Source organism: Bacillus sp. ok061 (assembly GCF_900108285.1).
GTDB lineage: Bacteria > Bacillota > Bacilli > Bacillales > Bacillaceae_G > Bacillus_A > Bacillus_A thuringiensis_S.
This window is the reverse complement of the sequence record NZ_FNUW01000024.1, coordinates 1-26,324: the sequence shown is the minus strand read 5'-3', so window position 1 is coordinate 26,324 and position 26,324 is coordinate 1. Positions and strand designations below refer to the sequence as shown.

Genomic DNA, 26,324 nt, shown 5'->3' with positions numbered 1-26,324 from the left:
GATTTTAGTAGTTAAGCGGTACATTTGACTTCTGTAAAAATTTGCAGTTGGATGTTATTCTGTCTACTGAACTACATTACATAAAAAACACGTTACTATTCTCATTAAAATAAAAGAATAGTAACGTGTTTTTTGATTTGAAAATAGCATGAATTCTATAGTTCATGAATATGGGAGTGCTTCTAATCTGCCATTGATGAGTTACTGAAAACACTTTTTTTAATGGAAGTTTCACTCTAAATGACAACATGAGATTTTCGGTATTTACCAGGTGTTTCATTGGTGAATTTTTTAAAGATTTTAGTAAAATAACTTTGATCGCTAAAATTAAGCGAAGCGCATATGTCTGATAAGGGATAGGTGGTGAAAGTTAATAATTTCTTTGCTTCTTCGATTCGTTCACGTTGAATGTACTCAATTAATGAAATACCGACTTCTTTTTTAAATAATATAGATAAATAATCTGAATTCACATTTGCAAATTTAGCAAGTTGTTTAACAGATATTGGATTGTAAATGTTTTTAAAAATATAGTTTTTGCAAATAGCAATAGTTTGTGAATGTTGCTGTGTTTTTTGTGCCTTTACACGGTCTGCAAAGGTACAGAAAGCATTTTTTAATAAATCCCAAACAGATTCTTTGTCTTTTAAATCTTCTGTTCTTTGAATATGTAAATCATAAATTTTGTAAGCAATCCCAGATGGAAGTCCCCCTTTTATCGCATATCTAGTAGCGAGCGTGATGGATGAAATACAAATGTTTTTATGACGTCGTAATTGATGGAATGAAGATAAAGATGAAAGAGTCTCTTGTTGGAATTCGTAATAATATTTGAGTACGGTTTCTTTATCCCCGTTTTCTATAGACCTAAGTAGTTGCTGCTCTATATATAAATTATGATAAATGGATTCGCTTTTTTGCATTGAAATATATACATCTTCGTTTAAGATTCTGCTATGACTTATATGAAGTGAGTCACTATTATTTGAAAAGGTGCTTACATCTGAATTTTTTGTATAGAGAATGTTATAGAACAATATTGCTATATTTATAAAGAAATTTTGATCTTTGACTGACAATGAGAAATAATGGTCTCTTGTTCTTTTATAATTCGGAATAAAATTAAGGTTACTATCCGCTTTACTTGTAGAAAAGTTTACATGTGCCAAGGGCCCGATAATAACAGTACCGTTCACCATATAATCGCTCTTTATGTGAATTAAAATGAAGTGCCCTAGATGTTCGTGAGTTCTGAAGATGGGGGAATTATATGTATCATTTCTTTGAAAAAGCACATGTAACTGTTCTATTTTTGATGTATACAACGAATGTGAATCATTTTTTGATGTGAATTCTAAAAGAATATTTTTGTTACAATCTAAAAAACAAACTGGAATTTCAAAAGATTGGAAAAACACATTGCAAATGTACTCTATCTCAACTAGACTGAGCTTTTTAATCATATTCTTCCTCCTTACAGTTATGCGTAATAGTTAAATAAACATATATTCCTTTTTTCATAAGTAGAAAGGGAAAACCTTTATTAATAAAAAATATAAATAAAAGTTATAAACTTCTAAGAATAATACCATAATTTAACATATATAGCACATATTATTTGAATATACAGGTAATAGTTTTGGGCAGTAGCGTAAAATATGAATCGTCACACTTATTTGTTGGTTATTACTTATATGTATTAAAAAATGATTAAGATTGGATTTTAAATAGGGATAGGAAGGGAGAAATGAATGGATTGACAGTAAGTGACTAGTCGAAATTAGCAGTGAAAGCTATTATGTAACAAATGTAATGATTCTTGAAGTAGGGATATAAGTAGTAATTTAGGGGAGAAAATTACATATATCATGCGGAGAGACAACGTAATAATAGAAGATAAGAAAAGTGAATAAGTGATTGTAAACAATGGATTGTTGGACGACTATGTTTTATGTTATTCGTTTAAATCTGATACTTGGCACACTATTGCTTTTAAGAAGGTAATAGTAATAAAGAGATTTTTAAAATGATAGAAGTAGTAAAGGGGATAAGAGAAATGAAAAAAATATGTAGTGTGCTTTTAGTGTTTTTCTTAACATTTTCTACATGGTCTAGTGTATTAGTAAAGGCAGATTCACCATCTAAAGGTACTTTAACGATTCATAAGTATGAACAAGAAAAAGATGGAGCGCAGGGACTAGAAGGTGACGGTTCTGCAAATCAAGAGGTGCCAAAAGATGCGAAACCATTAAAAGGTGTAACGTTTGAAGTGAAAAGGGTTGCTTCTTTTGAAAAAATTTCAAACGATGGGAAAATCGTAAAAGAAGACGTGAAACCTGTAATGGGAGCCACTCCAAATCAAGTAGTAACAGATGATAACGGACAAGCTGTATTAAAAGATCTTCCGCTAGGACGTTATGAAGTGAAAGAAGTGGCAGGCCCTCCACATGTTAACTTAAATCCAAATACGTATACAGTGGATATTCCATTAACGAATAAAGAGGGTAAGGTGCTAAACTATGATGTTCACATGTATCCCAAAAATGAGATTAAACGTGGTGCAGTGGATTTAATAAAAACTGGTGTAAATGAAAAAGCATTAGCAGGTGCAGTATTCTCTTTATTTAAAAAAGACGGTACAGAAGTGAAAAAAGAGTTAGCAACAGATGCTAATGGTCATATTCGAGTGCAAGGATTGGAGTATGGAGAATACTATTTCCAAGAAACAAAAGCTCCGAAAGGCTATGTAATAGATCCAACTAAACGTGAGTTTTTTGTTAAGAACTCCGGAACAATTAATGAAGATGGAACTATTACTTCTGGTACAGTAGTTAAATTAGAAGTGAAAAACTATGAAGAACCAACAATTGATAAAAAGATTAACGGAAAATTGGAAGCGTTACCAATCAATCCGTTAACTAATTATAATTATGATATTAAAACATTAATTCCAGAAGACATTAAGGAATACAAAAAATATGTGGTAACAGATACTTTGGATAATCGTTTAGTGATTCAAGGAAAGCCAATCGTGAAAATTGATGGAGCAGAAGTAAATGCAAGCATTGTAGAGGTAGCTATAGAAGGTCAAAAAGTAACAGCTACAGTAAAAGATTTCACAAAATTAGATGGTAAAAAAGAATTTCATTTGCAAATTAAATCTCAAGTAAAAGAAGGAGTACCATCTGGTTCGGAAATTTTAAATACAGCAAAAATACATTTTACAAATAAAAATGATGTAATTGGAGAAAAGGAATCTAAACCTGTAGTTGTTGTTCCAACAACTGGAATAATTGAGTTAACAAAAATTGATGGTGCTAATAAGAATAAATTAAAAGGTGCAGAGTTTGTACTTAAAGATAAAAATGGAAAAATAGTTGTTGTAGCAGGAAAAGAAGTAACAGGTGTATCAGATGAAAATGGTGTTATTAAATGGTCTAACATTCCATATGGAGACTATCATATTTTTGAAACGAAAGCACCAACATATACAAAAGAAGATGGTACAAAAGCATCGTATCAATTATTAAAAGACCCCATTGATGTAAAGATTAGTGAAAATAATCAAACGGTTAAATTGACGATTGAAAATAATAAAAGTGGATGGATTCTTCCGGTAACGGGTGGCATAGGAACGACTCTTTTTACTGTAATAGGCCTTACGTTAATGGTTACAGTGGCATTTGTTTTCTTTAGAAAAAAGTTTGCTAATAATTAAGATTTTAGGAACATGTAACTATGGGAAAAGGGGAGAAGCAAAATGCTTCCCTCTTTTCGATATTTAAGCATATACAGAGGTGGAAATATGAAACGAAATCTTGTTTTGGGGGGTATTTTTTTATTTGGATTAGGTATTTTTTTATATCCTACTATTAGTAATTGGTTGGCGACTCGTGCACATTATTCTGAGATTAGCTCTTACGATAAGAAGATCAAAGCGCTACAAAAGAAAGAAGTCGAACGTAGGGAAAAAGAAGCAGCCGAATATAATAAACAAGTTCAAACTTCCACGAAAACATTTACTGATCCATTTTCTGAAAAAAAAAGTAATCATCAAGCGTATGCTGATGCGTTAAATTTAGGAGATGTAATGGGATATATTGAAATATCGAAAATTAATATAAAACTGCCAATCTATCAAGGGACCTCTGAGGAAGTATTGAGTCGCGGGATAGGTCATTTAGATTTTTCTTCGCTCCCGGTAGGTGGAGAAAATACGCATACTATTTTAACAGGGCATCGTGGTTTACCATCAGCAAAATTATTTACAGATTTAGATAAGTTGAGTGAAGGAGATCTTTTTTATATTCATTCTTTAGACAAAGTTCTTGCTTATAAAGTAGATCAAATTAAAGTAGTGTTACCATACGAAACGGACGATCTACAAATTGTAGAAAATAAAGATTATACAACTTTAATTACGTGTACGCCTTATGGAGTAAACACCAATAGATTGCTAGTTCGAGGTGAGCGTGTGGAGTTAAACGAGAAAGAAAAACAAAAAGTGAGTACAGAGATATTTATGTTTAATAAGTGGACTGTAATAGTTCCACTCCTATTGTTATGTGTGTTTCTAGTCGTAATTTATAAGAAAAGGTTTACTCGATAGAATGTATTTATCCTGCATTAATGGGCAATGGGACCGGAAATTCAGAGATAAGTAAAGAAGGTATATAGGGGATGAAGTAAATCCTCATTGATAAAAATTTTATTTTATTCGACTATAGAAAAAATACGGTAAAGGTGGGAACAAAGGAATTGAGGCTACGATTAAAGCTGGTAATTATTCATTTTATTGTTTTGTTAATGTTAAGTGTAAGTTTTGTCGTATATGTACCAAAAGAAGCATATGGATCCACGACAAACTTAGAAGGTCTAGGTGATATATCGCGTTATAATGCTGTTGTTTTTGGTAACCATAAAGCAGTAGGTGGCGACATTGAAGGAGCAATTGCAGTTCAAGGTGACATGGATGCATCTGGGTATACGATTGTAGGTGCTGCAGCGGGAACATCTAATATAGTAGGTGAAAAATGGGTTGATGAGGGATATCCGTCTTTGTTATTGTCTGGAAAATTTAAGAAATCAAGAGAAGAATCTTTTATCATTCAAAACGGAATAGTCGTAATGACAAAAGAGAGTGATCCAGATCGCATCATACAATCTTCTTATGATCGTATCGTTTATAAAGAAAAACTAGAAATTGACGCGAAATTTAATGAATTTCGCAATATAGTAAACCAAGTCAGTAAAAATGCAGGTCAATATAAAACGAATACCCCAATTCCAAATATGAGTCATGGAATCGGAAAAGATATAAACAATCCTAATATTTATGTTTCATCAGAATTGACAGGGAAAATTAATTTAGATATAAGAGATGTATTTTTACCGAGTGCTAAGGACAAAGATTTTATTGTAATGTATTCGGATGCGATAGAGGTTACATTTAAAAATGGGGCTATTCTATATGACAAGAACAATATTGGAAGGGCTACGGACATAATTCCCACATCACAACCCTATTCTCCTAATTCACCATTTACTGAGCTATACAGTAAAATGATTTGGGTTTTTCCTAATGCGAAAAAGATCACAACAGAAGGATATGGTGTTGTTGGAAGTGTGTTTGCTCCCAATGCTGTATTAGAAACAAAAGGCGGTTCGATTAATGGACAAGCATTTGTTGGTGCGGTACAACAAACTGGTGGATTTGAGTTTCACAATTTTAAATTTAACTGGAAACATTGGAACAAGCCTAGTACAGGAAAAGTAAAAATAAAAAAGGTTGATAGTAATAATGATAATAAAAAATTGGTGGGAGCAAAATTTAAAATTGAAGATTTAAATGGGAAAATAGTTGGAGAACTAGTAACAAATGAAGAAGGAGAAGCGATATCAAAAGACTTACCAATAGGAAACTATACTTTAGTGGAAAAAGAAGCACCTAAAGGTTACGAATTATCAAAAGATAAAATAGCTGTAAAAGTAGAGAAAGATGCAGAAGTAGAAATTAAAATAGGAAATAAGAAATTGCCAGATCCAATGGGAAAAATGAAGCTTGTGAAAGTAGACATAAGTGATAAAAATAAAAAGCTAGCAGGAGCAAAGTTTAAAATTGAAGATTTAAATGGGAAAATAGTTGGAGAACTAGTAACAAATGAAGAAGGAGAAGTAATATCAAAAGACTTACCAATAGGAAACTATACCTTAGTGGAAGTAGAAGCACCTAAAGGTTACGAATTATTAAAAGATAAAATAACTGTAAAAATAGAAAAAGATGCAGAAGTAGAAATTAAAATAGGAAATAAGAAATTGCCAGATCCAATGGGGAAAATGAAGCTTGTGAAAGTAGACATAAGTGATAAAAATAAAAAACTAGCAGGGGCAAAGTTTCATATAGAAGATGCAAAAGGAAAAGTAGTTGGAGAGTTAATAACAGATGAAAAAGGAGAAATGATATCAAAGGACTTACCAATGGGAAACTATACCCTAGTGGAAATAGAGGCACCTAAAGGTTATGAATTATTAAAAGATAAAATAGCTGTAAAAATAGAAAAAGATACAGTAGTAGAAATTAAAATAGAAAATAAGAAATTGCCAGATCCGACTGGGCAATTTGAAATTGAAAAAGTTGATGATAAGGATAGTGAATTAAAGCTAAAAGGCGCTGTATTTCAAGTGTTAGATAAAGAAGGGAAAGAAGTTAGTAGATTAATAACGGATGAAAAAGGAAAGGTAATTTCCAACCAATTAGCAATTGGAAAGTATACGATTAAAGAAATAAAAGCACCGAACGGATACATGTTACTTAGAGATCCAATAGAAATAGAAATTACAGAAGCAGTAAAGACACAAAAAATAACAGTGAAAAATGCGAAGAATAATTGGGGAATTCCTAATACTGGTGGGAGCGGAACAACAATTTTTTACGTAATTGGTATTATGCTAATGTTTGGTGTGCTATATTTCTGTAAGAAAAATCGTATATTATGAACTAATTTTATAGAGTTAGACAGATTGTTGCGTTAGAGAGTTTTTAGGGCATGAGTTCGGTATTGTACTGGACTCATGTTACTACATTTGTTGAAGGAGGAAGGATAATAGTAAACATAGAATATATTAATGAATTAAAATGTTTAAGAGGTGAACATGGTGGCAATAAAACAAGACGAAATTAAAGTAGTTGTCGGAGCTGGAGTGTTTAATAATAATCCAGGCTGGATTCAAACGCAAGAAGATGAACTTAACTTACTAGATAAAGCTACGTGGGAAGAAAGATTTGAATACAACTCTATTTCAGCTATTTTAGCTGAGCATGTATGGGAACACCTTACTTTTGAAGAAGGTGTAAGAGCAGCTGAAATCTGTTATGAATTTTTAAAACCATCTGGTCATATTCGGTGCGGAGTCCCTGATGCATTCTTTCAGGATGAGGTATATCAAAATATAGTTCAAATAGGGGGACCCGGTCCGAAAGATCATCCAGCAGCAAGTCATAAAATCGTTCATAATTATAAAACATTAACGAAAATGTTTGAAACTGCTGGATTCGAGGTAGTTTTACTTGAATATTGTGATGAAAATGGTCAGTTTTATTACAACGAATGGGATGCAAACGACGGTGTTATTTTCCGTTCGAAAAGGTATGATTCTAGAAATAAAGGCGATAAACTTGGTTTTCCATCGCTAATTGTCGATGCGATTAAGCGCTAATCATTCAACCAAAAAAGGAGTTAATCCTATGATTTCATAAGTCGCAAATGCGGCTTTTTTATTTGTACGTAAATCTATATTTAATTTTCAATACTATATAACTCGATTTAGAAAATATTTAAGTTTTTCTCAGCGTCATTCACTTTAAATTAACACTTCGTTGACATAAATATTTATTTTATATTTATATTCGTGTAAAATGAAATGAGAACATATATTCTATATAAGGAGGCAATCAAAATGATAGCTGAAATTGGGAAACTAACTGGTGGATATATTGTAAAATTTGAACGCGAATTTCCATATACGGTAGAGGAAGTTTGGTCTGTATTAACAGAAAACAGTAAGCTGAAAAAATGGATGTCCAATTTACAGATTGAAAGCCTTAAAACTGGTGGAATAATAAAGTTCGACATGATGGACGGTTCATTCATAAACATTGATATTTTAGAGTGTCAACTAAACTCAGTACTTGAATTTACTTGGGATAAAGACCGTGTCCGATTTGAAATACATAAAGAGGAAAATAGTACTCTTTTATTCCTTAAAGAGTACATTAATGAATTAACAGATCATACACCGAGAGATATAGCTGGTTGGCATATTTGTTTAAATCTTTTTTCTTACGTTTTAGAAGGAGAAGAGAAAGAATTTTCTAAAGATGAATGGCAACAGTGGTTTGAAATATACAAGGATAAGATTCATGAAATGAGAGGATAATTGCATAATAGGTAATATTCATTATGTAATTATTATATTTTAAAAATGCTTTTGTGAATAAATAAGAATAGAGGTTAATATGAAAGTAAATCAATTAATTGCTAATAACATAAATAAATTAGATGCAACTATACCGTTTAATAAATCGTTTGGAATTGCTGGGTTATCTGGATCGGGTAAAACAACTTTTTGCCAAACAATTGGTGAAGAGTCAAAAAAACGATTAGTTTCTTTATTACCAAAGGCTGAATATCAATATTTATTTCCTAACATTATGGAAACAAATTTTAGTGCTATTAAGATGGAAGAAATGCCATTAGTACTTTTTCTAGGAAAATCATCGATTTCGTCTAATCCGCGTTCAACGATTGGTACTCATACTGGTGTTTTTACAGAGGTTCGGGAAAAACTTGCTGAGGTATTTAATCTTTCTCCAGAGGTCTTTTCATTTAATAATCAATTAGGCTGGTGTACTGGTTGTAAAGGCCGTGGTACTACAAAAAATGTTGAGTGTAAAAAATGTAAGGGAAAACGTTATAGTGAAGAAATTGAACAACATGAAATTGATTTGTTGGAAAAGCCACATTCAATCTCAAATATTAATGATTTAAGTATTGAATCTATTCTTTCACTAGCAAAAGAGTTAAATATTAGTGAAGAAAAACAGCATATACTGCAAAATATTATTAATATGAACATTGGTTATTTAACATTAAATCGAATTATGGGTACGTTATCAGGTGGAGAGTTAACACGACTTTATTTGGCCGAATTCATGGCAGTAAGTGAAAATGCTGTAATTATTATTGATGAGATTTCAGTTGGACTTGATCAGGAAACTTTATTACAAATTTTAGAAGAGATTAAACGATTAGGGTGTAAAAATCAAATTTGGCTTATTGATCATTCAGATACGGTACTAGATACAACTGATGAGCAATTGTTCTTTGGACCTGGTAGCGGAAAATATGGCGGGAAAATTGTGAAAGAATCACCAAGACCACAGTCAATACTGTGGGATCGAAATAAAGAAATACCAACAGAATATTATACATTCTATGATTTATATTGCCGTAATATCCAAATGGCGGAGTTTCAAATTCCTAAAAACAGATTTGTAACGGTTACAGGAGAATCAGGATGTGGGAAATCTACACTTGTCAATGAATGTCTAGCTACAGATTTCTTGAAACGATATCCAAAAGATAAATTAGTTATGGTGGGACAAGACCGAAATCAATCAATTACAAGTCGATCAACTGTAGCAACTTTCCTAGATATTAAAAAGAAACTCACAAAGTATAGTGAAGACATTGATGATATTTTTGAGCGCTCGATTGAGGATATTATTGATGAACTTCCAAATGAAGATATCGCTTATAAACGTTTGAGCCTACTAATTAAATTAGGGCTTGGCTATTTAACATTAGAGAGAAAAACACAAACATTATCGACAGGTGAGTTTCAATGTGTTCATTTAGTTTCAGAATTATTTGCAAACACTAGAAATCCACATACATTATTCATTTTTGATGAGCCTTCAAAAGGTTTATCACAAAATATTTTAAATCAATTTATCGATAGTATTAGAGGTATTCTGCAAGATGAATCAGTTTCAATCATTATGATTGAGCATAATCGTTACATGTTAGAAAGCTCTGATTATATAGTTGATTTTGGAAAAAGGCAGAATGAATCTGTAGAGCATTTGGATGTTGTTAATCATGAGGATTACTATCGTCAAAAAAGTAATGTGAATAGCACAGAGAAAATATACATCTCTTCAATGCTTACGCAGAAAAAAGGAGTTCACTATTTAGAAGGGAATCATATTAACTATTTTAAAAATGCCGAAAACGTTTATAAGGGCGGTATTTTAAAAAGTTTATCATCAATGGCTAGGTTAATTTATGGTGAATATGAATCTGATACAATCGCACCTGTTATTGCTATTGATCTTGAAAGACATTTATATAGTCAATATAGTTTCTTATATGAGATTGGTGGATTAATTAATCATATTGTAGCTGCTCATCCAATTAATAAAGATACGAGAAGTTTTGATTTCTATTCACAGGACAATCATTGTCCATCTTGTTCTGGACGTCTTCAAATTGAAGTTTTTGATAAAGATATTGCCATTCAAGATAAAAGTGTTCCATTTTGGGATGGGCTATTCGATCAAGAAATCATGAAGGTATTAAAATTTTATCAGCATGAAAAAATAGAATTTCTATTCGAAGAAATAAAAAATGAGCTTGGTCACGATTTGTCAAAGAGCTATAATGATATGTCAGAAGAAGAAAAGCATACGTTTTGGTACGGATATTTTGAAAAATCATTTTATGATAAAAAAGGAAAGACACGCAGAACATGGGTAGGGTTTAATACAATTATTGGTGGATATATTGTTATTTCAAAAGCACCTATTAAAGAAGAAATTAAAAGTTCAAAAAAAATGATGAAATGTCCAATTTGCGAGGGGACGGTTTTAAATCATCATAAACCACTTAAATTTGGTAACGTAGATATTCGTGAAATAATTAATCAGCCTATTAATGAAGTATTGAAAACAGTTGGTGATTTACCGGCACTTGTTAAATTGAAGTCTATTGTTGGTGGCGATATGGTATTGACAGAAGATGTTTCTTTATTGCCAAGAAAAGCACAAGTTGCATTGAAAATGTTTGAATTAGAACAAGCAAGCTTTTCAAACTATGAAATGGTGTTACAAAATGTTTTACCATTCTGGGGTGAAATAAAAGGAAATATCGAATCCATTAGTGTTAATAATCAAGTAACTGTTTGTGATTTCCCTAATGTTTATGAAACGAGAGAAAACATTATAGATAAGTATTTCACAAATGGTAAATATAAAAAACTTACGTATGTATACGAAGCGTTTGGATACAAAAAATTAGTTACCCAAATTAATAAAATTAAAAAAAGTAATCCATGTCCATTTTGTAAAGGTAAGAAAGTGATAACCGAAGATAATCTACATGATGGTGTCTTTAAACTAACAATTCCATGTGTAACTTGTAATGCAAGTGGTATTAATGACGAAGGGTTAAAAGAAGTTGTCGAGGGCGTGGATGTACAAACGTGGTTAACTGGAAAAGTAAGTGATGTTGTGAATGAAAGCTTATTAACAGAAGCTGTTGGGCAAATACCAATTTTTAATCGTATTCGTGAGTTGGATAAACGAGATATGATGGCGGTTTATGAATGTCTTGAGAAAAATAACTAGTGATGATTTTGTCAATTGCAGTAGTCATAAAAACAGGAATATGGGTTTTTAATTATATAAATATAACATGTTAAATTGTTATTTAAATCGTTAAAAACAGTTGACCCTCACATAATGTCATTGTTTATGATGAAGTTGAGCTTCAAAGTAGATGTAATTTATAGGAGGAAATCATGTTTAAAATAGGGGATTTTTCTAAACTATCTTCCATTAGCATACGTATGTTGAGACACTACGATAAAGTGGAATTATTACAACCAGTAAAAGTCGATGAGCAGAGTGGATATCGATTTTATTCAGCTGACCAATTAAAAAAGGTAAATCAAATTCAAACATTAAAAGCTATGGGGTTTAATATTGCTACCATCAAAGAAATAATAGAATGCGATAATATAGATAGCATAAAAGAGCAATTTTTAAATCGTAGTGCTCAAATTAAAGAAGACATGAATAACCTCCAAAAACAATTACGTCTCCTCGAAGACTCAATGAAAACGATGAGAGAGGATGTTGTTGAGATGAATTATCATGTTTCAATAAAAGAAATTCCAGAAAGAACTGTAGCTAGTGTTAGAAAGATTATTCCATCGTATAATTGCGAAGGTGATTTATGGAGTATATTAATGCAAGAAATTCAAATGAAAAATATTAGTATTGCCCAACCGAGTTATAGTATTGCGGTTTTCCATGATCGTGAATACAAAGAAAATGATGTAGATATAGAAATACAGCTAAGTATTCTAGGTAAGCACGAAAATACAAAAGACGTTACATTTAAAAATATGAAATCAACCAATGTAGCTTCTATAACAGTTAATGGAAGTTATGAACAGATGACAGCTGTAAATGAAGCTGCGGCAAAATGGATTGAGACAGAGGGTTACAAATTAGCAGGCCCGATGTTTAATATTTATCATGTGAGCCCAGCGATGGAATCGGATCCTAATAAGTGGGTTACAGAAGTTTGTTATCCAGTTAAATGATGATAAAGAAAAAAGGCATTATTTATATGCCTTTTTTCTTTGTAAACTTATCCGTAAATCTCAAGACAAATTACTTCTAGATTCGATTCGTCAACTACTAGCACAATTTTATTTGCAAATGTACAAAATGAGCGGATTGTAATGAATCATCTAAAAACCAACCAGTTGGTACTAAAGTAATGTAATCATCTATTTGGAAATTTCAGCAATGTTTAAATGAGCAACAAAAGCCATCGTAACAAGGGGCTTTTGTCTTAAATAATTTAATGATATGTGTACCCTCCATCTGGAAATAATACATTACCCGTAGTAAAACTATTTTGCATTAAATATAGAACAGTATGTGCAATTTCATTATTATGGCCAGGCCTTTTTACAAGAGAAAGAGATTTATAAGATTCATAAGCAGCTAGTCTATTTTCGTTTTGTTCATTCTCTCTTTGTATCGTTCCAGGAGAAACAACATTAACTCTTTTAGGAGCTAATTCAACAGCTAAAGCTTTCCCTAAACTTTCAATAGCCCCATTGCAAGCTCCATAAGCAGGTGCCCCTTTAAGTGGTCTTTGACTAAATGCACCAGACATTAATACAATCGATCCAGAGTTTGAAAGAAAAGGAATTGCATATTTTACGGCATAATATTGAGGCCAAAACTTTCCGATGAAGCTACTTTCAGCAATTTCCTCTGTAGAGGTAATCGGTCCAAGTGTGTAAGAGGCTCCCGGTGTGAATAAATGATTAAAGTTCCCAACTATCTTGAAAAAATTTTGTAATTGCTCTTTATTTTGATTATCCAATATATAAGTTTGAAGATGATTGTTATTTATTACTTCTCGAGCAACTTTTAATTTTTCTTCCGAGCGTCCGGCAATAATAACATGTGCGCCTTGTTTAATTGCTTGTGTTGCTGTTGCTAATCCAATACCAGAACTCCCGCCAATAATAACGATACGACTATCTTTTAATGTAGTAATAGACATATTTTAGCCACTCCTTTAATAAAAAATTTAGAATATAACTAACTGTGCTATGCTTTTATTATTCGCTAAAAGGGAGCAAGTGAAAAGTACGCACTTTATATGTACATAGTCGCAAATTTCGTACTAATCGCTATACATGCGGATAAGTAATAGGAAAAATTTCTAAATATGGTTTATCCCGCATTAACGGGCAGTAAAACTCTCACCTCAAAGTTAGGAAAATGCAAGGAAGTTAGGTAAGAGATCAATTGTCCGTAAAAGCCCGATTGGTTCAACTAATAATCAGTGTGGGATGAACAAAACCCCCACTTATTAAAGTTTCACTTTATGATATCTGAGGAGAGGTGAGAAAAATGGATTTACAAGAACCGAAGTTAAAAGGGGTAATAGCAACATTACAAATAATCGGTGGGAAATGGAAGCCACTCATTTTGTTTATTTTGCTAACAGATGGAATGAAACGTTTTGGTGAATTAAAGCGATTGATACCAGATATATCTCAAGGGACGTTAGCGAAGCAATTACGTGAATTAGAGCAAGATCAACTAATAAAACGCGAAATTTATCAAGAAATACCACCTAAAGTAGAATATAGCTTAACTGAACATGGAAAAACAGTCAGTACTGTTTTGGATAGTATGTGTAGTTGGGGAAGAGGGCATTTAGAATATATAGATAAAGATAAACCATAAAAATGTTATGTAAACTTATTGTAGTGTGAAGGGAAATGTTGTTTTAATAATTTGTATTTTATAATATATAATTAAGGAGTGTCGTAGGTTATTATACATATTTAATTTATTTTTAAAAAGGGGAAGTAATAAGATGAACGAATTAGAGTATAAAAGCTTCTATGATAAAGTAGGAAGATTAAATGGATGGGATTTTAGCAAAATAAAATGTGAAACTGTAGGAGATACATGGGACTTTTATAGTGAGGTAAAAGAAAGGTGTAAACCATCACATATTTTACTTGATGTTGGTACAGGCGGAGGAGAAAATGTACTTAACATAGCATCATCAGCTAAATTGTTGATTGGAATTGATAATTCTAACGGCATGATTGAAACGGCACATTCTAACTTGAAAAAATCAGGTGTACAAAATGTTGAGTTTCTTCAAATGGGTTCTGAAGCTTTAACATTTCCACATGCACATTTTGATATTGCTTCAAGTTGTCATGCCCCGTTTCTGGCATCTGAGTTAGCAAAAGTAATGAAAAAGGGTGCCTTTTTCTTAACACAACAAGTAAGTGAGAATGATAAATTAAACCTGAAAGAAGCATTTGGTAGAGGACAATGCTTAGGTGAACGGGATGGTACTTTAAAAGAAAAGTATATGAATGCACTTATTAGTGCAGGATTTGATCTCGTGCAAGTACGTGAATATGATGTTACTGATTATTACAGTAGGTCTGAAGATCTCATTTTCTTATTAAAACATACCCCTATTATTCCTAGATTCGGAGAACAGGAAGAGGATTTTACTATTTTACAAAAGTTCATTGATACGTATAGTTCTGAAAAAGGGATTCGTACTAATTCAAAAAGATTTATGATTATTGCTGTTAAATTATAATATATTTTAGTGTAAAAGCTGCTTTTCATTTAAAGAAAAGCAGCTTTTTGTGTGGAAAAGAATACAGGAAATACTTGAAAATAATAGAAATAAATAAAGTGTAAATTAAAAAATCAAAATATGGAGGATAAATGTTTTGAAACGTTACTATATTAGCAATGAAAAAATAAATGTACATATTACTGAATGGGGGAATAATGACAAGCCCGTTATCTTTTGTTTACATGGATTAGGTAGTACGAGTTTAAGTTTTATAGAAATTGCTGAGGAATTAAAAGAAGAGTATAGATTTATCTCCGCTGATGCACCTGGACATGGTAAAACACCGCCCTTTGAAAGAACGGAAGATTATGAGATGCACAATTTAGCAAATTGGTTAAAGGAAATAATAAATGAATTGAGAATCGAACACTTCTATTTTCTATCACATTCATGGGGAAGTTTTGTAGCGTTATTTTATTTGTTAAATCATCCAGAAAAGGTATTAGGGAGTATCCTTATTGATGGAGGGTACCAAACGAAAAGGTTTAAAGAAGAAACCTTGGAAGAAGAAATTGCTTATTATGAAAAGGACTTTGAAGAGTATGTATTTGATAGTTGGGATGATTTCTTTAAAAGTGAAAAAGAAGTGTATACAAGGTGGTCTCCATTATTAGAACTTGCAGTTAAGGATCTTGGTATAGAAATAGATAATAAAGTATGTTGGCATGCGAGGGGTACAACAGCTGGTAATATCGTAAGAGGTATGCACAAGGATGAAACAATGGATATATATGAGGGGTTACCATCTAATATAATATTACTTCGTGCTACAGTACCAGAAATTTGGGATGAATATAGAGGGAAGACAGCGAGTATTTTTAGTGAGAGAACGAGAGCGACAGTAAAACTAATCCCAGATTCTACTCATCTGTTACATTGGGATTATCCGGAAGTTATAGTAGAAGAAATAAGAAAACATTGGTAAAGTCCAATATAACTTAAAAAGGTTGATTCTTGTAATGTATTAGAATCAACCTTTTTGAAGTGTATGTAATAAAACGTATTGAGTAAGTTGTTTGCTTAAAGTGTTATTTTTTTGCCGGTGTATTTCCCATCGCGATAGAAATTCTATTCCAACTATTAATTTGATTAATAATCAAGACAAGGTCAATATATTGTTTTTCATCATAATGTTCACGTACTCGTTTATATAGGGAATCAGGAACTCTTTTAGTAGGAATAAGTGTAATATGTTCAGCTAATTCAAGAGCGACTTTTTCCTCTGCTGTATAAAAAGTGCATTCATCCCAAGTACTTAAGCAATAAATTCTTTGCTCAGTCTCTCCCATTTTTCGTGCATCAGATGTATGTAAATCTAAGCAGTAAGCACAGCCATTGATTTGAGAAACTCTAATTTTAATAAGCTCTCTAGTTGTTTGATTAATTGGTGATTGCTTTGTGTATTTTTCCATGTCCATCATAATCTTCATAGCATCAGGTGCAGCATCATAATAAGAAATTCTTTGAGTCACAGTACAACACTCCTTTTAGCTTAAGATGGTATTCATTATATCTTGATGTGGTCGTTCATACCAATTACAAACTGTTTAAAATTCAGATCGTATTGCATTGGCTGAAAATGTTAACGTAACAGTTCTAATACAAAAGTAGTAGTTTGTTAATTAAAGTTTCAATCTCCAGATGGATTTTTCCTGTTAGTTTTTGAAATACAATACTAATAGAAATAATAAATTTGGAGGTTTATTATAATGATTACACACATTTCAGATATTAAACTACAAACAGTTTCTATAGAAGGAGTAAAACAAGTATACAGAGATATATTATCTTTTCCAATAAAAAAAGAAACAGCATCCTTCATTCAATTTGAAGTAACATCCTATACAACAATTAGTTTTCAAGAAGTGTATGAACCAATTGCACCTGCACATTTTGCTTTTGAAATCTCATATTCAAAATTCCATGAAACAGCAAGATGGTTAAAGGACTCTGGATTACTCATTGTGAAATGGCAAAATGGAAATGTAATTGGTGAAGAGAATGGTCTATTCAATTTATACTTTAAAGACGGAGATGGAAATCTACTCGAAATTATCGCACATAGTTATGTTAAAGAGGATGTATTAGTACCACACTCACCTTTAAACATTTTATACGTAAGGGAAATTGGTCTTCCTGTTAAAAGTGTACCTGTTTTTACGGAATGGTTAAAATCAAATCTAAATATGAAAACGATGGAAGATGGGGATATTTTTAACTTTGTTATAGGTGGCACTGCATATATCGTCGCGACTTGGTGGCAGCGACCTTGGATTCCAATCGCGATGAAAGCTTTGCCACCGAAAGTACACGTTTCTTTTGGAACACCGGATCCAGCATTTTTACAGCGCATCCAAAATAACTTTAAGAAAAATAATGTTCCCTTTGAATGTAAATATAATGAAGTATCATTTATTGAGCAGGGATATTCATTTTCTATTGTGTATACACCAGAGTTTCATGAGGATATTCCTAGTAAAATAAACTTACCGCTTTCTATATAGTTATAGAAAGCGGTAAGTTTATTTTGTTTTAAGGAAAATTAAAGCCTAGTTATTATGTTAATTTAACATTTGAGCTATTCCTTGACCGAATGACCAATTCTCCATAGGTGTCTCGTGTAGTGTAATGAAAACATCAGCAGTAGAGATTTGTAGAATATTAGCTGTATTAGTGGCTATAGCTTTATATAAATCTTTTTTTTGATTAATTGTTCTTCCAGGTCCACATGTAATAGAAATATAAATCATATTATTGGATCGTTTTAATGAACCTTCTAAAAGATAAGATGAATTATAAAAAAGTTGATGAGAAGGATAAGGTAAAAACATTTGAAAATAATCATTTTCGGGAATATTGAAATGTTTAATTAACGAATGGTGAATTTGATTGCTTATATTTTTTAATAACTTATTATCGGATAATTTTTCAGGATGATAAACAGTAACAAATGGCATAATAGAGTACTCCTTTCCTTTTGATTTCATTTTACTTCCAATATTTCTATTTGTATAATTGAAAATATATTAACTAATTATCAATAAAATCGATGAAGATGGTGTATGAAATGGAAATGAAAGAGTTACTTACATTTAAAAAAATTATTGAAGAAGGAACGTTTTCACAAGCTGCTAAACAATTAAACTATGCACAATCAACAGTAACAACACATATAAAAAAGCTGGAAAATGAAATTGGTTTTCTGTTATTTGAAAGAGGATGGGATGCAAGATTAACAGAAGAAGGAAAACTTTTTGCAGAGGAAGTAGAAAACTTAGTAACACATTGGGAATATTCTATAACTCAAGCACAACGTATTAGCAATGAAGAGAAAGGGAGTTTGAGAATAGGTCTATTAGAATCCGTTGCTAAAAGGTTAATACCAATAATATTAAAGTTTTTAAATGCTGAAAAACCATATATACATTGTGATTTTGTAGTGGGAAATACAGCAATTTTATCAGAAATGATAGAACATAATAAGATTGATTTTGCGGTGTGCGGAAATAATGAAAATAAATCAAAGGTAAAATTCACCCCAATATGTGATGAACAGATTGAATTTATAGTGAATAATCCCGAGCATCCTTTGTTACAAAAAGAATCCGTTGAAGCATTTGATATTATAGATTATCCAGTTATTGTAGGAGAAAGTAATTGTTATTCGTATCAATCTGTAAGTTCTCTCCTAGCGAAAAATAATTTATCTTTTAAAAGAGTTTATAATTGTAGTGCTTTAAACCTCATTCCAGAAATGCTTTTTGAAAATGCGATAGGAATTATCCCGAAAGGTACAATTTTGAATGAAGAAATACTATCTTTTAAGATTAAGGACTTTAATTCTAAAATCCCGATTGGTATATTAATTTCTACTAAAAATAACAATTATTTAAGTCAAACGAAACAAAAAATTATCAACATCATTAAAGTCGCCCTATAATTATGCTAAAAAATTATAGGGCTGTTTTCGATACGTACTTTTCTTTTAGCATTTCAGAGATTTTTGTAATAATAGGATTTATGTGAGTAGAAGGATTTCCTAACATTGCAGTGAATTTAAAATAGGAGTGTAGAATACTATATGGTTTAAGGAGGGTGAAACTTGAACTTAGGTAAGCCAATGGCTAAAGGAAATACAGCGGAAATTTATCTGTATGATAATAAGATTGTGAAGTTATTTAAAGAATATCTTCCAGGTACAGAGTCTATGAATGAAGCAAAAAAACAAAAATATGCTTATTCATGCGGGCTGCCAATTCCAAACGTATTTGAAGTGACAAAGATACACGATAGACAGGCAATTATTATGGAATACGTAAAAGGGGACAGTGTTGGTGATCTCCTACTTAATAATTTAAATGAGGCAGAGCGTTATATCGGACTTTGTGTTAATGAGCAAAAAAAGATCCATGCTATATGTGTGAATATCGATGATATGGAATCAATGAGAGAAAAGTTAAAACGACAAATTAAATCTGTACATAAATTGGATGAAAAACAAAAGGAAAATATATTAAATAAGTTAGATGCAATCAAATTTGAACATAGATTATGTCATGGTGATCTCCATCCATTTAATCTAATTCTCAGTAATGGTAATGTGAAAATTATAGATTGGGTAGATGCTACTTCAGGTGATATTCGTGCAGATGTATTTCGTACATATTTATTGTACGCTCAAGCTTCAGTAGAATTAGCTGAAATGTATTTACATATATATTGCAGAAATACGGGCTTATCAAGAGATGAGATCTTTCAATGGGCTCCTATTATTATTGCAGCTAGGTTAACTGAAAAGGTGTCAGCTAATAACAATGAATTACTAAATAAATTAATGCTTCAGTATTGTAATTAAATGAGTAAAATTATTGGATTTTGCTTACAAAGAATATAGTAGTAAAAAAGGAGTCTGTTTTATGAAAACTGATGAATCAATTTCATTGAATACCGAATTTGAGAAATCCGCTCCTGCGCTACAACTTTCGAAATTACATAAGCGATTCGGTGAATTTATTGCAGTAAATCGTATTGATTTAACTATTCCAAGTGGTTCTTTTTATGGAGTTGTTGGACCTAACGGAGCAGGAAAAACTACATCTTTATCAATGGCTGTTGGTTTGTTACGACCGGATGGCGGAAACGTTAAAGTTTTTGGGATTGATGTTTGGAGTAATCCAAAACAAGCTAAAACGTTGATTGGAGTATTACCAGATGGATTGGCTTTACCAGAAAGACTTACTGGTCGCGAATTATTAACATATATGGGGTTGTTAAGAGGAATAGATGCCAATGAAGTTGCTCAGCGGGCAGAAGAATTACTTGCAGTATTAGAGTTGAATAATACTGAGGGGACTTTAGTTATTAATTATTCTACTGGTATGCGTAAAAAACTCGGCCTTGCACTTGCACTTCTTCATGCGCCAAAATTACTCGTTCTCGATGAACCGTTTGAGGCGGTAGATCCCATTTCTGCAACTACTATTAAAAAGATTTTACAGAAATTTGTTAGTTCAGGTGGTTCTGTAGTATTTTCTAGTCACGTCATGGCATTAGTTGAACAACTTTGTGATCACGTTGCGATTATTTCGCAAGGGGGAGTAATTTCATCTGGAAAGATGGAAGATGTTTGTGGTGAAGAAAAACTAGAGGATATTTTCATTCGATTAGTAGGTAAACCCGCCACTAAAGGAGGGGAATTGTCTTGGTTAATGTTTTAATTCAAATGAAGTTATCAATACTTAAACATTCAATGAATCGTGGCAGGGCAGTGTTATTTATTATGACAGGATTAGTTGGTTTGTTGCTAGCGATTGGAACTATTCTACTTTTTTCTTTTTATCCAACAGAACAAACTATATCAAAAAGCATTTTATATGTAACATTCGCTATTTGGACACTAGGGTGGATTATAGGTCCGATGCTTACTGGAGGAGACGGAATATTACGTCCTGAATATTTTGTGTTGCTTCCGCTCAATTCTTATAAACTAGCTAGGATGCTTCTCGGTGTAACTTTTATAGGAGTAGGCCCACTGGTTAGTTTTTTAGCTTTCATAGGATTATTAATCTATGCAGCTAGAATTAGTATATATGCAATTGTAGTTGCGGTCCCGGCAATTATTTTACAGTTAGTTTTTGTAGTGTTGTTATCAAAAGTAATAGTTAGTATTATGGGTGAGGCGATGAAATCAAGAGTCGGTATGGAAATGGGAGCGATGTTCATTGGTTTCATCATTGCATTTCTAAATGTGGGCTGGTATGCACTTCCTGTAATCAATAGAATAATATTTACTGATACCGTGCTACTTTACATGATGCCATCTAGTTGGACAATACTTGCTGTTGAGTACGCAAGTCAATCTAATTGGTTATTAACCAGTGTTTTCTTGAGTGCAATAACGATATTTTGTGGACTTCTTTTATTTATATGGACTACATTATTGACTAGAAGTACAGTGAGAGATTCTAAAAAAATCCAAAGTGAGATTACTAAAAAGCATTATAGAAAAGTTTTTAAAATCTTTTTTGAAACTAAAATAGGAGCGATCATAACTAAGGAGCTAAAATGTTGGGGGAAGGATCCACAACGAGGGCGTTTCTTGCGGATGGGAATATGGATAGGTGTATTTTATGGGATTATAGTTACAATTGCGGATATACCATACTTAATGCCTTGGGCGGGAGTAATTATGATTGTATTTACAAGTATGTTTGCTTGTAATTTATATGGTTTCGATGGAAGCGCGTTATGGTTAACGTTGGTGACACCTGGCGCAGAAAGGATTGACGTGCGTGGTCGTCAATTAGCTTGGTTGATAGCTATTGGTCCTGTAGCAATTTTAACTACAATAATTTTCACTTTTATTAGCGGACTTACTTTCGTTTATCCATGGGTATTTGCAGTATTCCCAGCTTTACTTGGTGGGGCAGTCGGCCTTATTGTCTTATTTTCTGTAGTTAATTTAATTCCAATTACTGATCCACATCGCCGTGGAAGAGGAACGATAATATCTGGTGACGATATGAATGCGAGTAAAATGTTTATAACCACGTGGCTCATGCTGTTGATGGTGCAAGTAACAACGATACCCTCGTTACTAGTTGTATGGTTGGGGACATCATTACATATACAATTCATACAATGGTTAGGTGTACCGACTGGGGTTTGTACGGGAGTGTTTTTAGCATGGCTATTTGGGCGTATCGCTTACAAAAAACTTGAAAGAAATGGCCCTGAGTTGCTATTTGAAATGAAAAGTGGGGTGAAAATTAACAGTGATAATCACAAAAAGAAAATTCGCAATACAGAAATAGAATTACCGAAGAAAAAACTTGCCGTTATTGTTCTTCTTGTGTTTATGGGAATCTTTTTCTTAGTGCACCAAAGTATAGTGCCGATTGTCTTTGAAATATTTGATGTGGATGAAAGAGTCCGTCTATTCTTTCTTCCGCGCTACCTTCCTCATATTGCCCGTATTCCAGTAAGTATCATTTTCGCTGTACTAGGTATAGTGTTTTTGTATAAAGCAATATTAATTAAGATACAGCACGCAAAAGGATCACAACTAATAAAAGATGATATGTAAAACATTCCTAATCAATTAAGTTTTTAGCGGATGTTGTTCAACTATAGTTACATAGTTAAACAACATTCGCTTTACATATTTATTAAGGAATAATTATTTTCAAGTTTTAATCTATAAAGATTCATTATCCGTACTTGTTCCTCCGTTAATTCTTCTTTATCCCAATACATATGCATTAAGCTATATTCAAAAATCTCCTTTAATTTAATAAATAACGGAAACTTGTCTTTCATCTCTTTTGGTAGCTCATTTTCCTCTTGGTAGCCTTCAAATAGTGCTTTTGTAATAGAATACTCATAGTCAACGATATTCCCATTTCCAGCAAATGAATATTCTATCGCACTATAAATAGGAACGGCTAAATCGAATATGTAAAAATGTTTTTCGCAGTCTTGAAAATCTATCATTGTTAAGTTTGAATTATTTTCGACTAAAATGTTTTCTAACCATAAATCTCCGTGTATTAAGCCGTAATTTGAAGGGGATTTTGGTAGCTCTTTTATGGAAGTTAAAACGTCAGATGCAATTTCTCTTATTGTATTTTCTTCTTTAGGGATATATTTAAGAAAATTATATTCTTCATTTTCATACCAATCGTTTATATGTTTTACTGGTTTAATCTTTTCAAAGCTTTTAGATATACGATGTAATTTTCCAATTTGTTTACCAAGTTTTTTAAATATATTAGAATTCCATTCAGACCTTGGTAAATGTATACCAGGAGCAGCTTTATATAATACAGCAAAAATCTCCTTGTCTAATGTGAATTTTTCTACAAAATTCCCTTGTAATGAAGGGATTATTGGTGGAACACCTAAACCATTTTGATGTAAAAAATTCGTATATATAACTTCTTCTATCTGTTCTTCATATGTTTTGTAGTTTGTAATTCTACTGAAGTATGTACCTTGTTCTGTGAGGCATTTATACATCTCATTTGTTATTGGCTTAATGTTAATAAAATTAAACGGATACTGTTCATTTATGAATTGAAGTATTTCTTTTTCTAGCTCGTTCATTGAAACGTCCTTTCCAAACCTTAATTTTTTAACTAGGAAATTAAAAGAATCTTATTTTATAAAATTCGTGTTTAATTTTTGAAATCCTTTAACATGAAATATGATGTAAATTGACCTTTAATAATTAGTAAGGTGTTGCCAACATACTCATTAACGCTAAATTGAAAAATGAATAGAAGGTATGACAAAATAAGATAGATGAAAAAATATAAAATTAATACTTATATATAGATTATAAAGATCTTAGAGAAAGGCTCATGTTATAAAACACAAGAAATATCAAAAGAAAGAAACGCACTTCTCCTATACTTTTAAATAAGGAGTGAAGGAAATGAATGAACATATACAGCAGATGATTAATTGGATTGAGAGCAATTTAAAAAGGAGATTTTCATTAGATGAATTATCTCGTTACATGGGGTATTCTCCTTATTATTGCTCTTTTAAATTTCATCAAGTAACGGGTTTCAGTATTAGACGTTATATTCTTCTTAGAAGGTTGTATTTATCTACGGAAGATTTAAAGAATGGTAGGAAGATAATTGAGATCGCATTAGATTACGATTACTCTTCCCAAGAGGCTTATAGTAGAAGTTTTAAAAATGTTTTTGGAATGAATCCAAGAGAATACCAACTTAACAAAATGCCTATTCAATCATTTGTTAAACTAAATTTAAATAAAGAAGGGGCGTTTAAAATGAATATTTCTAGAAAAATAGAGGTTGAACAGTTACGAGATAGGAAGAGTGAGCTATTTGATAAAGAGGTACTTAACATATTAAATGGTCAAGTTATGTATGAAGAATTTAAAAACGAAAAGCTAATGGGTGATTCTAATTATGCCCCATTTAATGAGGCAATGTGTGTGAACTCGGCTACTACTCAAGTTTTTAATGAAGAGTTTATTAAAACAAGAGCGAAAGGACATAACAGTTCAGTAGAAAGTTATATAAAAAAGGTTATAGATCCGTTAGAAAACCTTTTTACGAAAAAGTATAAATGTATTGTTCTATGGTTTGGTGAAGATATGTTTTGCCAAATGAACCTACTTACCATACTTTCTCACCTTGAACAGTCTGCTTATGAAGGGAAGGTATACTTAAATAGCTTTAGAGAGGATGAATTTAAAGTAAATCAAATTGAACTTGAATTGGGGAATTATTCTTCTATATACAATGAAGTATTAGTAAACCATAAAAAGACCTCTCATAAGGTACCACCTGTAATGTATCAGGCTATAGACTTATTTTTAGAAATGTTAACAGAAGATAATGCAGTAATGAAATTCATCTCTAAAAATAAAGATTTATCAACTCGTGAATTATTAATAAAGTTGTTTTATCTTTTTCCAACAATCGGATATGGAGATACTCAGTACATAGAGCTGATTAATAAAATAAAGAAGAAAGCTACACCCAAAATATAGGTGCAGCTTTCTTCTTATAATTGCTCAAGTAATTCTAATTCTTTTTCTACAAATAGCATTAGTTCTTTAATTGTTTCACCAGAAAAATCAAAACGAATACCGGCTGCATCATACACTTCCTTTATAGATTGCGAGCTTCCTAGTGATAATGCCTTTTTATAATTTTCTAGTGCTTGCTTAGGTTCCTCTTTATATTGTTTATACATTTGTAATGCACCAAGTTGGGCGATCGCATATTCAATATAATAAAATGGTACTTCAAAAATATGGAGTACAGGTAACCAACTCGTTGCTATCCAGTTTTCGTAGCCATCAATATGTATGACGCTAGACTGATAATGTTTTTGAAGTTGTAAGTATTTTTCATTTCTTTCTTCAGAAGTATGACTTGGATTTTCATACAGCCAGTGTTGAAATTGATCGACAATAAGCATAACAGGTAAATATGAAATAACATCTTTAAAGAAGTTAATTTTTGCTTGTTTTAAATCTTTTTTGTCTGTATAGAAGATATCCCAATAATTAAGCGAGAATAACTCCATTGTCATACTGGCTAGCTCAGCCGTTTCAGCTGGAATTTCTATATACTGTCGTAATTTTAATGGTTTTATGAGTTCGTTATGAATACTATGACCCATTTCATGTATAAAAGTGACAATATCATCTTGTGTATAATTTAAGTTCATAAAAATATAAGATAATTGTGAAGCTGGTAAGTACTCACAAAAGCCACCAGCTGCTTTGAAGTGAACCCCGAAAGTTAGACAGGTCGTTTCATTAGGCAGGCTCTAGGGTATGAGCCCGGTATTGTACTGGGCTCATACCCTTTAATTTTGCCTTAATTCTTTTATGATTATAGTATTCTATATACTTTGCTAATTCTTGTTTGAAATGTGTTATACTTTCAAATTCTTTTCGATACAGAAATTCCGATTTCATGATACCGAAGAAATTTTCAATAACGGCATTGTCATAACAGTTTCCTTTGCGAGACATACTTTGAGTTATGCCACAATTCTTAAGAG

22 protein-coding genes and 1 pseudogene are annotated in these 26,324 nt (G+C 31.8%); 16 read left to right on the top strand and 7 right to left on the bottom strand.

The window, feature by feature from the left end; translation table 11 throughout:
* Positions 1 to 236: 236 nt before the first annotated feature.
* Positions 237 to 1,463, bottom strand: a complete 1,227-nt coding sequence (locus tag C4S65_RS24865) for a helix-turn-helix domain-containing protein (protein WP_061665880.1) — start codon at positions 1,461 to 1,463, stop codon at positions 237 to 239.
* 593 nt (positions 1,464 to 2,056) lie between these two features.
* Between C4S65_RS24865 and C4S65_RS24860 the strand changes: the two genes are divergently transcribed.
* The 7 genes from C4S65_RS24860 (at position 2,057) to C4S65_RS24830 (ending at position 12,669) form a co-directional block, all read left to right on the top strand.
* Positions 2,057 to 3,718, top strand: a complete 1,662-nt coding sequence (locus tag C4S65_RS24860) for a SpaA isopeptide-forming pilin-related protein (RefSeq protein ID WP_103945522.1) — start codon at positions 2,057 to 2,059, stop codon at positions 3,716 to 3,718.
* A gap of 87 nt (positions 3,719 to 3,805) precedes the next feature.
* Positions 3,806 to 4,609: a class C sortase gene (locus C4S65_RS24855; RefSeq protein WP_086406303.1), complete on the top strand. Its 804-nt coding sequence runs from the start codon at positions 3,806 to 3,808 to the stop codon at positions 4,607 to 4,609.
* 149 nt (positions 4,610 to 4,758) lie between these two features.
* Positions 4,759 to 6,996 carry a SpaA isopeptide-forming pilin-related protein gene (locus tag C4S65_RS24850; protein ID WP_103945518.1) on the top strand — a complete coding sequence of 746 codons (2,238 nt, stop codon included), beginning with the start codon at positions 4,759 to 4,761 and terminating at the stop codon, positions 6,994 to 6,996.
* A 156-nt stretch (positions 6,997 to 7,152) separates the two neighbouring features.
* Complete coding sequence (locus tag C4S65_RS24845) at positions 7,153 to 7,716, top strand: SAM-dependent methyltransferase (RefSeq protein WP_000225725.1); 564 nt, start codon at positions 7,153 to 7,155, stop codon at positions 7,714 to 7,716.
* Between the two features lie 240 nt (positions 7,717 to 7,956).
* The gene (locus C4S65_RS24840; protein WP_103945517.1) at positions 7,957 to 8,436 is read left to right on the top strand and encodes an SRPBCC family protein; all 480 of its coding nucleotides are present in this window, start codon (positions 7,957 to 7,959) and stop codon (positions 8,434 to 8,436) included.
* Between the two features lie 79 nt (positions 8,437 to 8,515).
* Positions 8,516 to 11,686, top strand: coding sequence for an ATP-binding cassette domain-containing protein (locus C4S65_RS24835; RefSeq protein ID WP_086406186.1), 3,171 nt, complete (start codon positions 8,516 to 8,518; stop codon positions 11,684 to 11,686).
* Positions 11,687 to 11,859: 173 nt separating this feature from the next.
* Positions 11,860 to 12,669 carry a MerR family transcriptional regulator gene (locus C4S65_RS24830; protein ID WP_000472618.1) on the top strand — a complete coding sequence of 270 codons (810 nt, stop codon included), beginning with the start codon at positions 11,860 to 11,862 and terminating at the stop codon, positions 12,667 to 12,669.
* Between the two features lie 263 nt (positions 12,670 to 12,932).
* On the opposite strand, the gene C4S65_RS24825 is transcribed toward C4S65_RS24830, so the two are convergent.
* Entirely contained in the window at positions 12,933 to 13,649 is a 717-nt protein-coding gene (locus tag C4S65_RS24825; protein ID WP_000029100.1) for an SDR family oxidoreductase, read from the bottom strand.
* A 353-nt stretch (positions 13,650 to 14,002) separates the two neighbouring features.
* On the opposite strand from C4S65_RS24825, the gene C4S65_RS24820 reads away from it, so the two are divergent.
* From C4S65_RS24820 to C4S65_RS24810, 3 genes are all read left to right on the top strand, one after another.
* On the top strand, positions 14,003 to 14,341 hold the full coding sequence (locus C4S65_RS24820) for a helix-turn-helix domain-containing protein (RefSeq protein WP_000365520.1): 339 nt from the start codon (positions 14,003 to 14,005) through the stop codon (positions 14,339 to 14,341).
* Between the two features lie 133 nt (positions 14,342 to 14,474).
* Positions 14,475 to 15,227, top strand: a complete 753-nt coding sequence (locus C4S65_RS24815; protein ID WP_086406187.1) for a class I SAM-dependent methyltransferase — start codon at positions 14,475 to 14,477, stop codon at positions 15,225 to 15,227.
* A gap of 136 nt (positions 15,228 to 15,363) precedes the next feature.
* Positions 15,364 to 16,194 (top strand): alpha/beta hydrolase, encoded by an 831-nt coding sequence (locus C4S65_RS24810; RefSeq protein ID WP_103945516.1) that lies wholly within the window; start codon positions 15,364 to 15,366, stop codon positions 16,192 to 16,194.
* A 103-nt stretch (positions 16,195 to 16,297) separates the two neighbouring features.
* Here the strand turns inward: C4S65_RS24810 and C4S65_RS24805 are convergent, their stop codons facing one another.
* Positions 16,298 to 16,741 (bottom strand): carboxymuconolactone decarboxylase family protein, encoded by a 444-nt coding sequence (locus C4S65_RS24805; protein ID WP_000194098.1) that lies wholly within the window; start codon positions 16,739 to 16,741, stop codon positions 16,298 to 16,300.
* A 237-nt stretch (positions 16,742 to 16,978) separates the two neighbouring features.
* On the opposite strand from C4S65_RS24805, the gene C4S65_RS24800 reads away from it, so the two are divergent.
* Positions 16,979 to 17,773 (top strand): glyoxalase/bleomycin resistance/dioxygenase family protein, encoded by a 795-nt coding sequence (locus tag C4S65_RS24800; protein ID WP_086406188.1) that lies wholly within the window; start codon positions 16,979 to 16,981, stop codon positions 17,771 to 17,773.
* Between the two features lie 57 nt (positions 17,774 to 17,830).
* Here the strand turns inward: C4S65_RS24800 and C4S65_RS24795 are convergent, their stop codons facing one another.
* Positions 17,831 to 18,226, bottom strand: coding sequence for a tautomerase family protein (locus tag C4S65_RS24795; RefSeq protein ID WP_086406189.1), 396 nt, complete (start codon positions 18,224 to 18,226; stop codon positions 17,831 to 17,833).
* Between the two features lie 110 nt (positions 18,227 to 18,336).
* On the opposite strand from C4S65_RS24795, the gene C4S65_RS24790 reads away from it, so the two are divergent.
* From C4S65_RS24790 to C4S65_RS24775, 4 genes are all read left to right on the top strand, one after another.
* Positions 18,337 to 19,209: a LysR family transcriptional regulator gene (locus C4S65_RS24790; protein ID WP_086406190.1), complete on the top strand. Its 873-nt coding sequence runs from the start codon at positions 18,337 to 18,339 to the stop codon at positions 19,207 to 19,209.
* Between the two features lie 162 nt (positions 19,210 to 19,371).
* Entirely contained in the window at positions 19,372 to 20,124 is a 753-nt protein-coding gene (locus C4S65_RS24785) for an aminoglycoside phosphotransferase family protein (RefSeq protein ID WP_097820939.1), read from the top strand.
* A gap of 61 nt (positions 20,125 to 20,185) precedes the next feature.
* Positions 20,186 to 20,986, top strand: a complete 801-nt coding sequence (locus C4S65_RS24780) for an ABC transporter ATP-binding protein (protein ID WP_086406191.1) — start codon at positions 20,186 to 20,188, stop codon at positions 20,984 to 20,986.
* A complete protein-coding gene (locus C4S65_RS24775) occupies positions 20,971 to 22,854 on the top strand; it encodes a hypothetical protein (RefSeq protein WP_103945515.1) in 1,884 nt (627 codons plus the stop codon). The genes C4S65_RS24780 and C4S65_RS24775 overlap by 16 nt, the downstream gene beginning before the upstream one ends.
* Positions 22,855 to 22,925: 71 nt before the next feature.
* Here C4S65_RS24775 and C4S65_RS24770 read toward each other — a convergent pair whose 3' ends face one another.
* Complete coding sequence (locus C4S65_RS24770; RefSeq protein WP_086406193.1) at positions 22,926 to 23,873, bottom strand: phosphotransferase; 948 nt, start codon at positions 23,871 to 23,873, stop codon at positions 22,926 to 22,928.
* A gap of 331 nt (positions 23,874 to 24,204) precedes the next feature.
* On the opposite strand from C4S65_RS24770, the gene C4S65_RS24765 reads away from it, so the two are divergent.
* Complete coding sequence (locus tag C4S65_RS24765; RefSeq protein WP_001002112.1) at positions 24,205 to 25,299, top strand: helix-turn-helix domain-containing protein; 1,095 nt, start codon at positions 24,205 to 24,207, stop codon at positions 25,297 to 25,299.
* Between the two features lie 14 nt (positions 25,300 to 25,313).
* Here C4S65_RS24765 and C4S65_RS24760 read toward each other — a convergent pair.
* Positions 25,314 to 26,070 (bottom strand): annotated as a pseudogene (locus tag C4S65_RS24760) (M3 family metallopeptidase); the annotation flags it as partial.
* 6 nt (positions 26,071 to 26,076) lie between these two features.
* Positions 26,077 to 26,324: IS3 family transposase (locus tag C4S65_RS24755; protein WP_142391581.1), on the bottom strand; the 248-nt coding region annotated here is incomplete at its 5' end.

Excerpts from the sequence above, each read along its gene's own strand:
- C4S65_RS24865 (WP_061665880.1), bottom strand. The coding sequence starts at position 1,463 with ATGATTAAAAAGCTCAGTCTAGTTGAGATAGAGTACATTTGCAATGTG.
- C4S65_RS24860 (WP_103945522.1), top strand. The coding sequence starts at position 2,057 with ATGAAAAAAATATGTAGTGTGCTTTTAGTGTTTTTCTTAACATTTTCT.
- C4S65_RS24855 (WP_086406303.1), top strand. The coding sequence starts at position 3,806 with ATGAAACGAAATCTTGTTTTGGGGGGTATTTTTTTATTTGGATTAGGT.
- C4S65_RS24845 (WP_000225725.1), top strand. The coding sequence starts at position 7,153 with ATGGTGGCAATAAAACAAGACGAAATTAAAGTAGTTGTCGGAGCTGGA.
- C4S65_RS24840 (WP_103945517.1), top strand. The coding sequence starts at position 7,957 with ATGATAGCTGAAATTGGGAAACTAACTGGTGGATATATTGTAAAATTT.
- C4S65_RS24835 (WP_086406186.1), top strand. The coding sequence starts at position 8,516 with ATGAAAGTAAATCAATTAATTGCTAATAACATAAATAAATTAGATGCA.
- C4S65_RS24830 (WP_000472618.1), top strand. The coding sequence starts at position 11,860 with ATGTTTAAAATAGGGGATTTTTCTAAACTATCTTCCATTAGCATACGT.
- C4S65_RS24825 (WP_000029100.1), bottom strand. The coding sequence starts at position 13,649 with ATGTCTATTACTACATTAAAAGATAGTCGTATCGTTATTATTGGCGGG.
- C4S65_RS24820 (WP_000365520.1), top strand. The coding sequence starts at position 14,003 with ATGGATTTACAAGAACCGAAGTTAAAAGGGGTAATAGCAACATTACAA.
- C4S65_RS24815 (WP_086406187.1), top strand. The coding sequence starts at position 14,475 with ATGAACGAATTAGAGTATAAAAGCTTCTATGATAAAGTAGGAAGATTA.
- C4S65_RS24800 (WP_086406188.1), top strand. The coding sequence starts at position 16,979 with ATGATTACACACATTTCAGATATTAAACTACAAACAGTTTCTATAGAA.
- C4S65_RS24795 (WP_086406189.1), bottom strand. The coding sequence starts at position 18,226 with ATGCCATTTGTTACTGTTTATCATCCTGAAAAATTATCCGATAATAAG.
- C4S65_RS24790 (WP_086406190.1), top strand. The coding sequence starts at position 18,337 with ATGGAAATGAAAGAGTTACTTACATTTAAAAAAATTATTGAAGAAGGA.
- C4S65_RS24780 (WP_086406191.1), top strand. The coding sequence starts at position 20,186 with ATGAAAACTGATGAATCAATTTCATTGAATACCGAATTTGAGAAATCC.
- C4S65_RS24770 (WP_086406193.1), bottom strand. The coding sequence starts at position 23,873 with ATGAACGAGCTAGAAAAAGAAATACTTCAATTCATAAATGAACAGTAT.
- C4S65_RS24765 (WP_001002112.1), top strand. The coding sequence starts at position 24,205 with ATGAATGAACATATACAGCAGATGATTAATTGGATTGAGAGCAATTTA.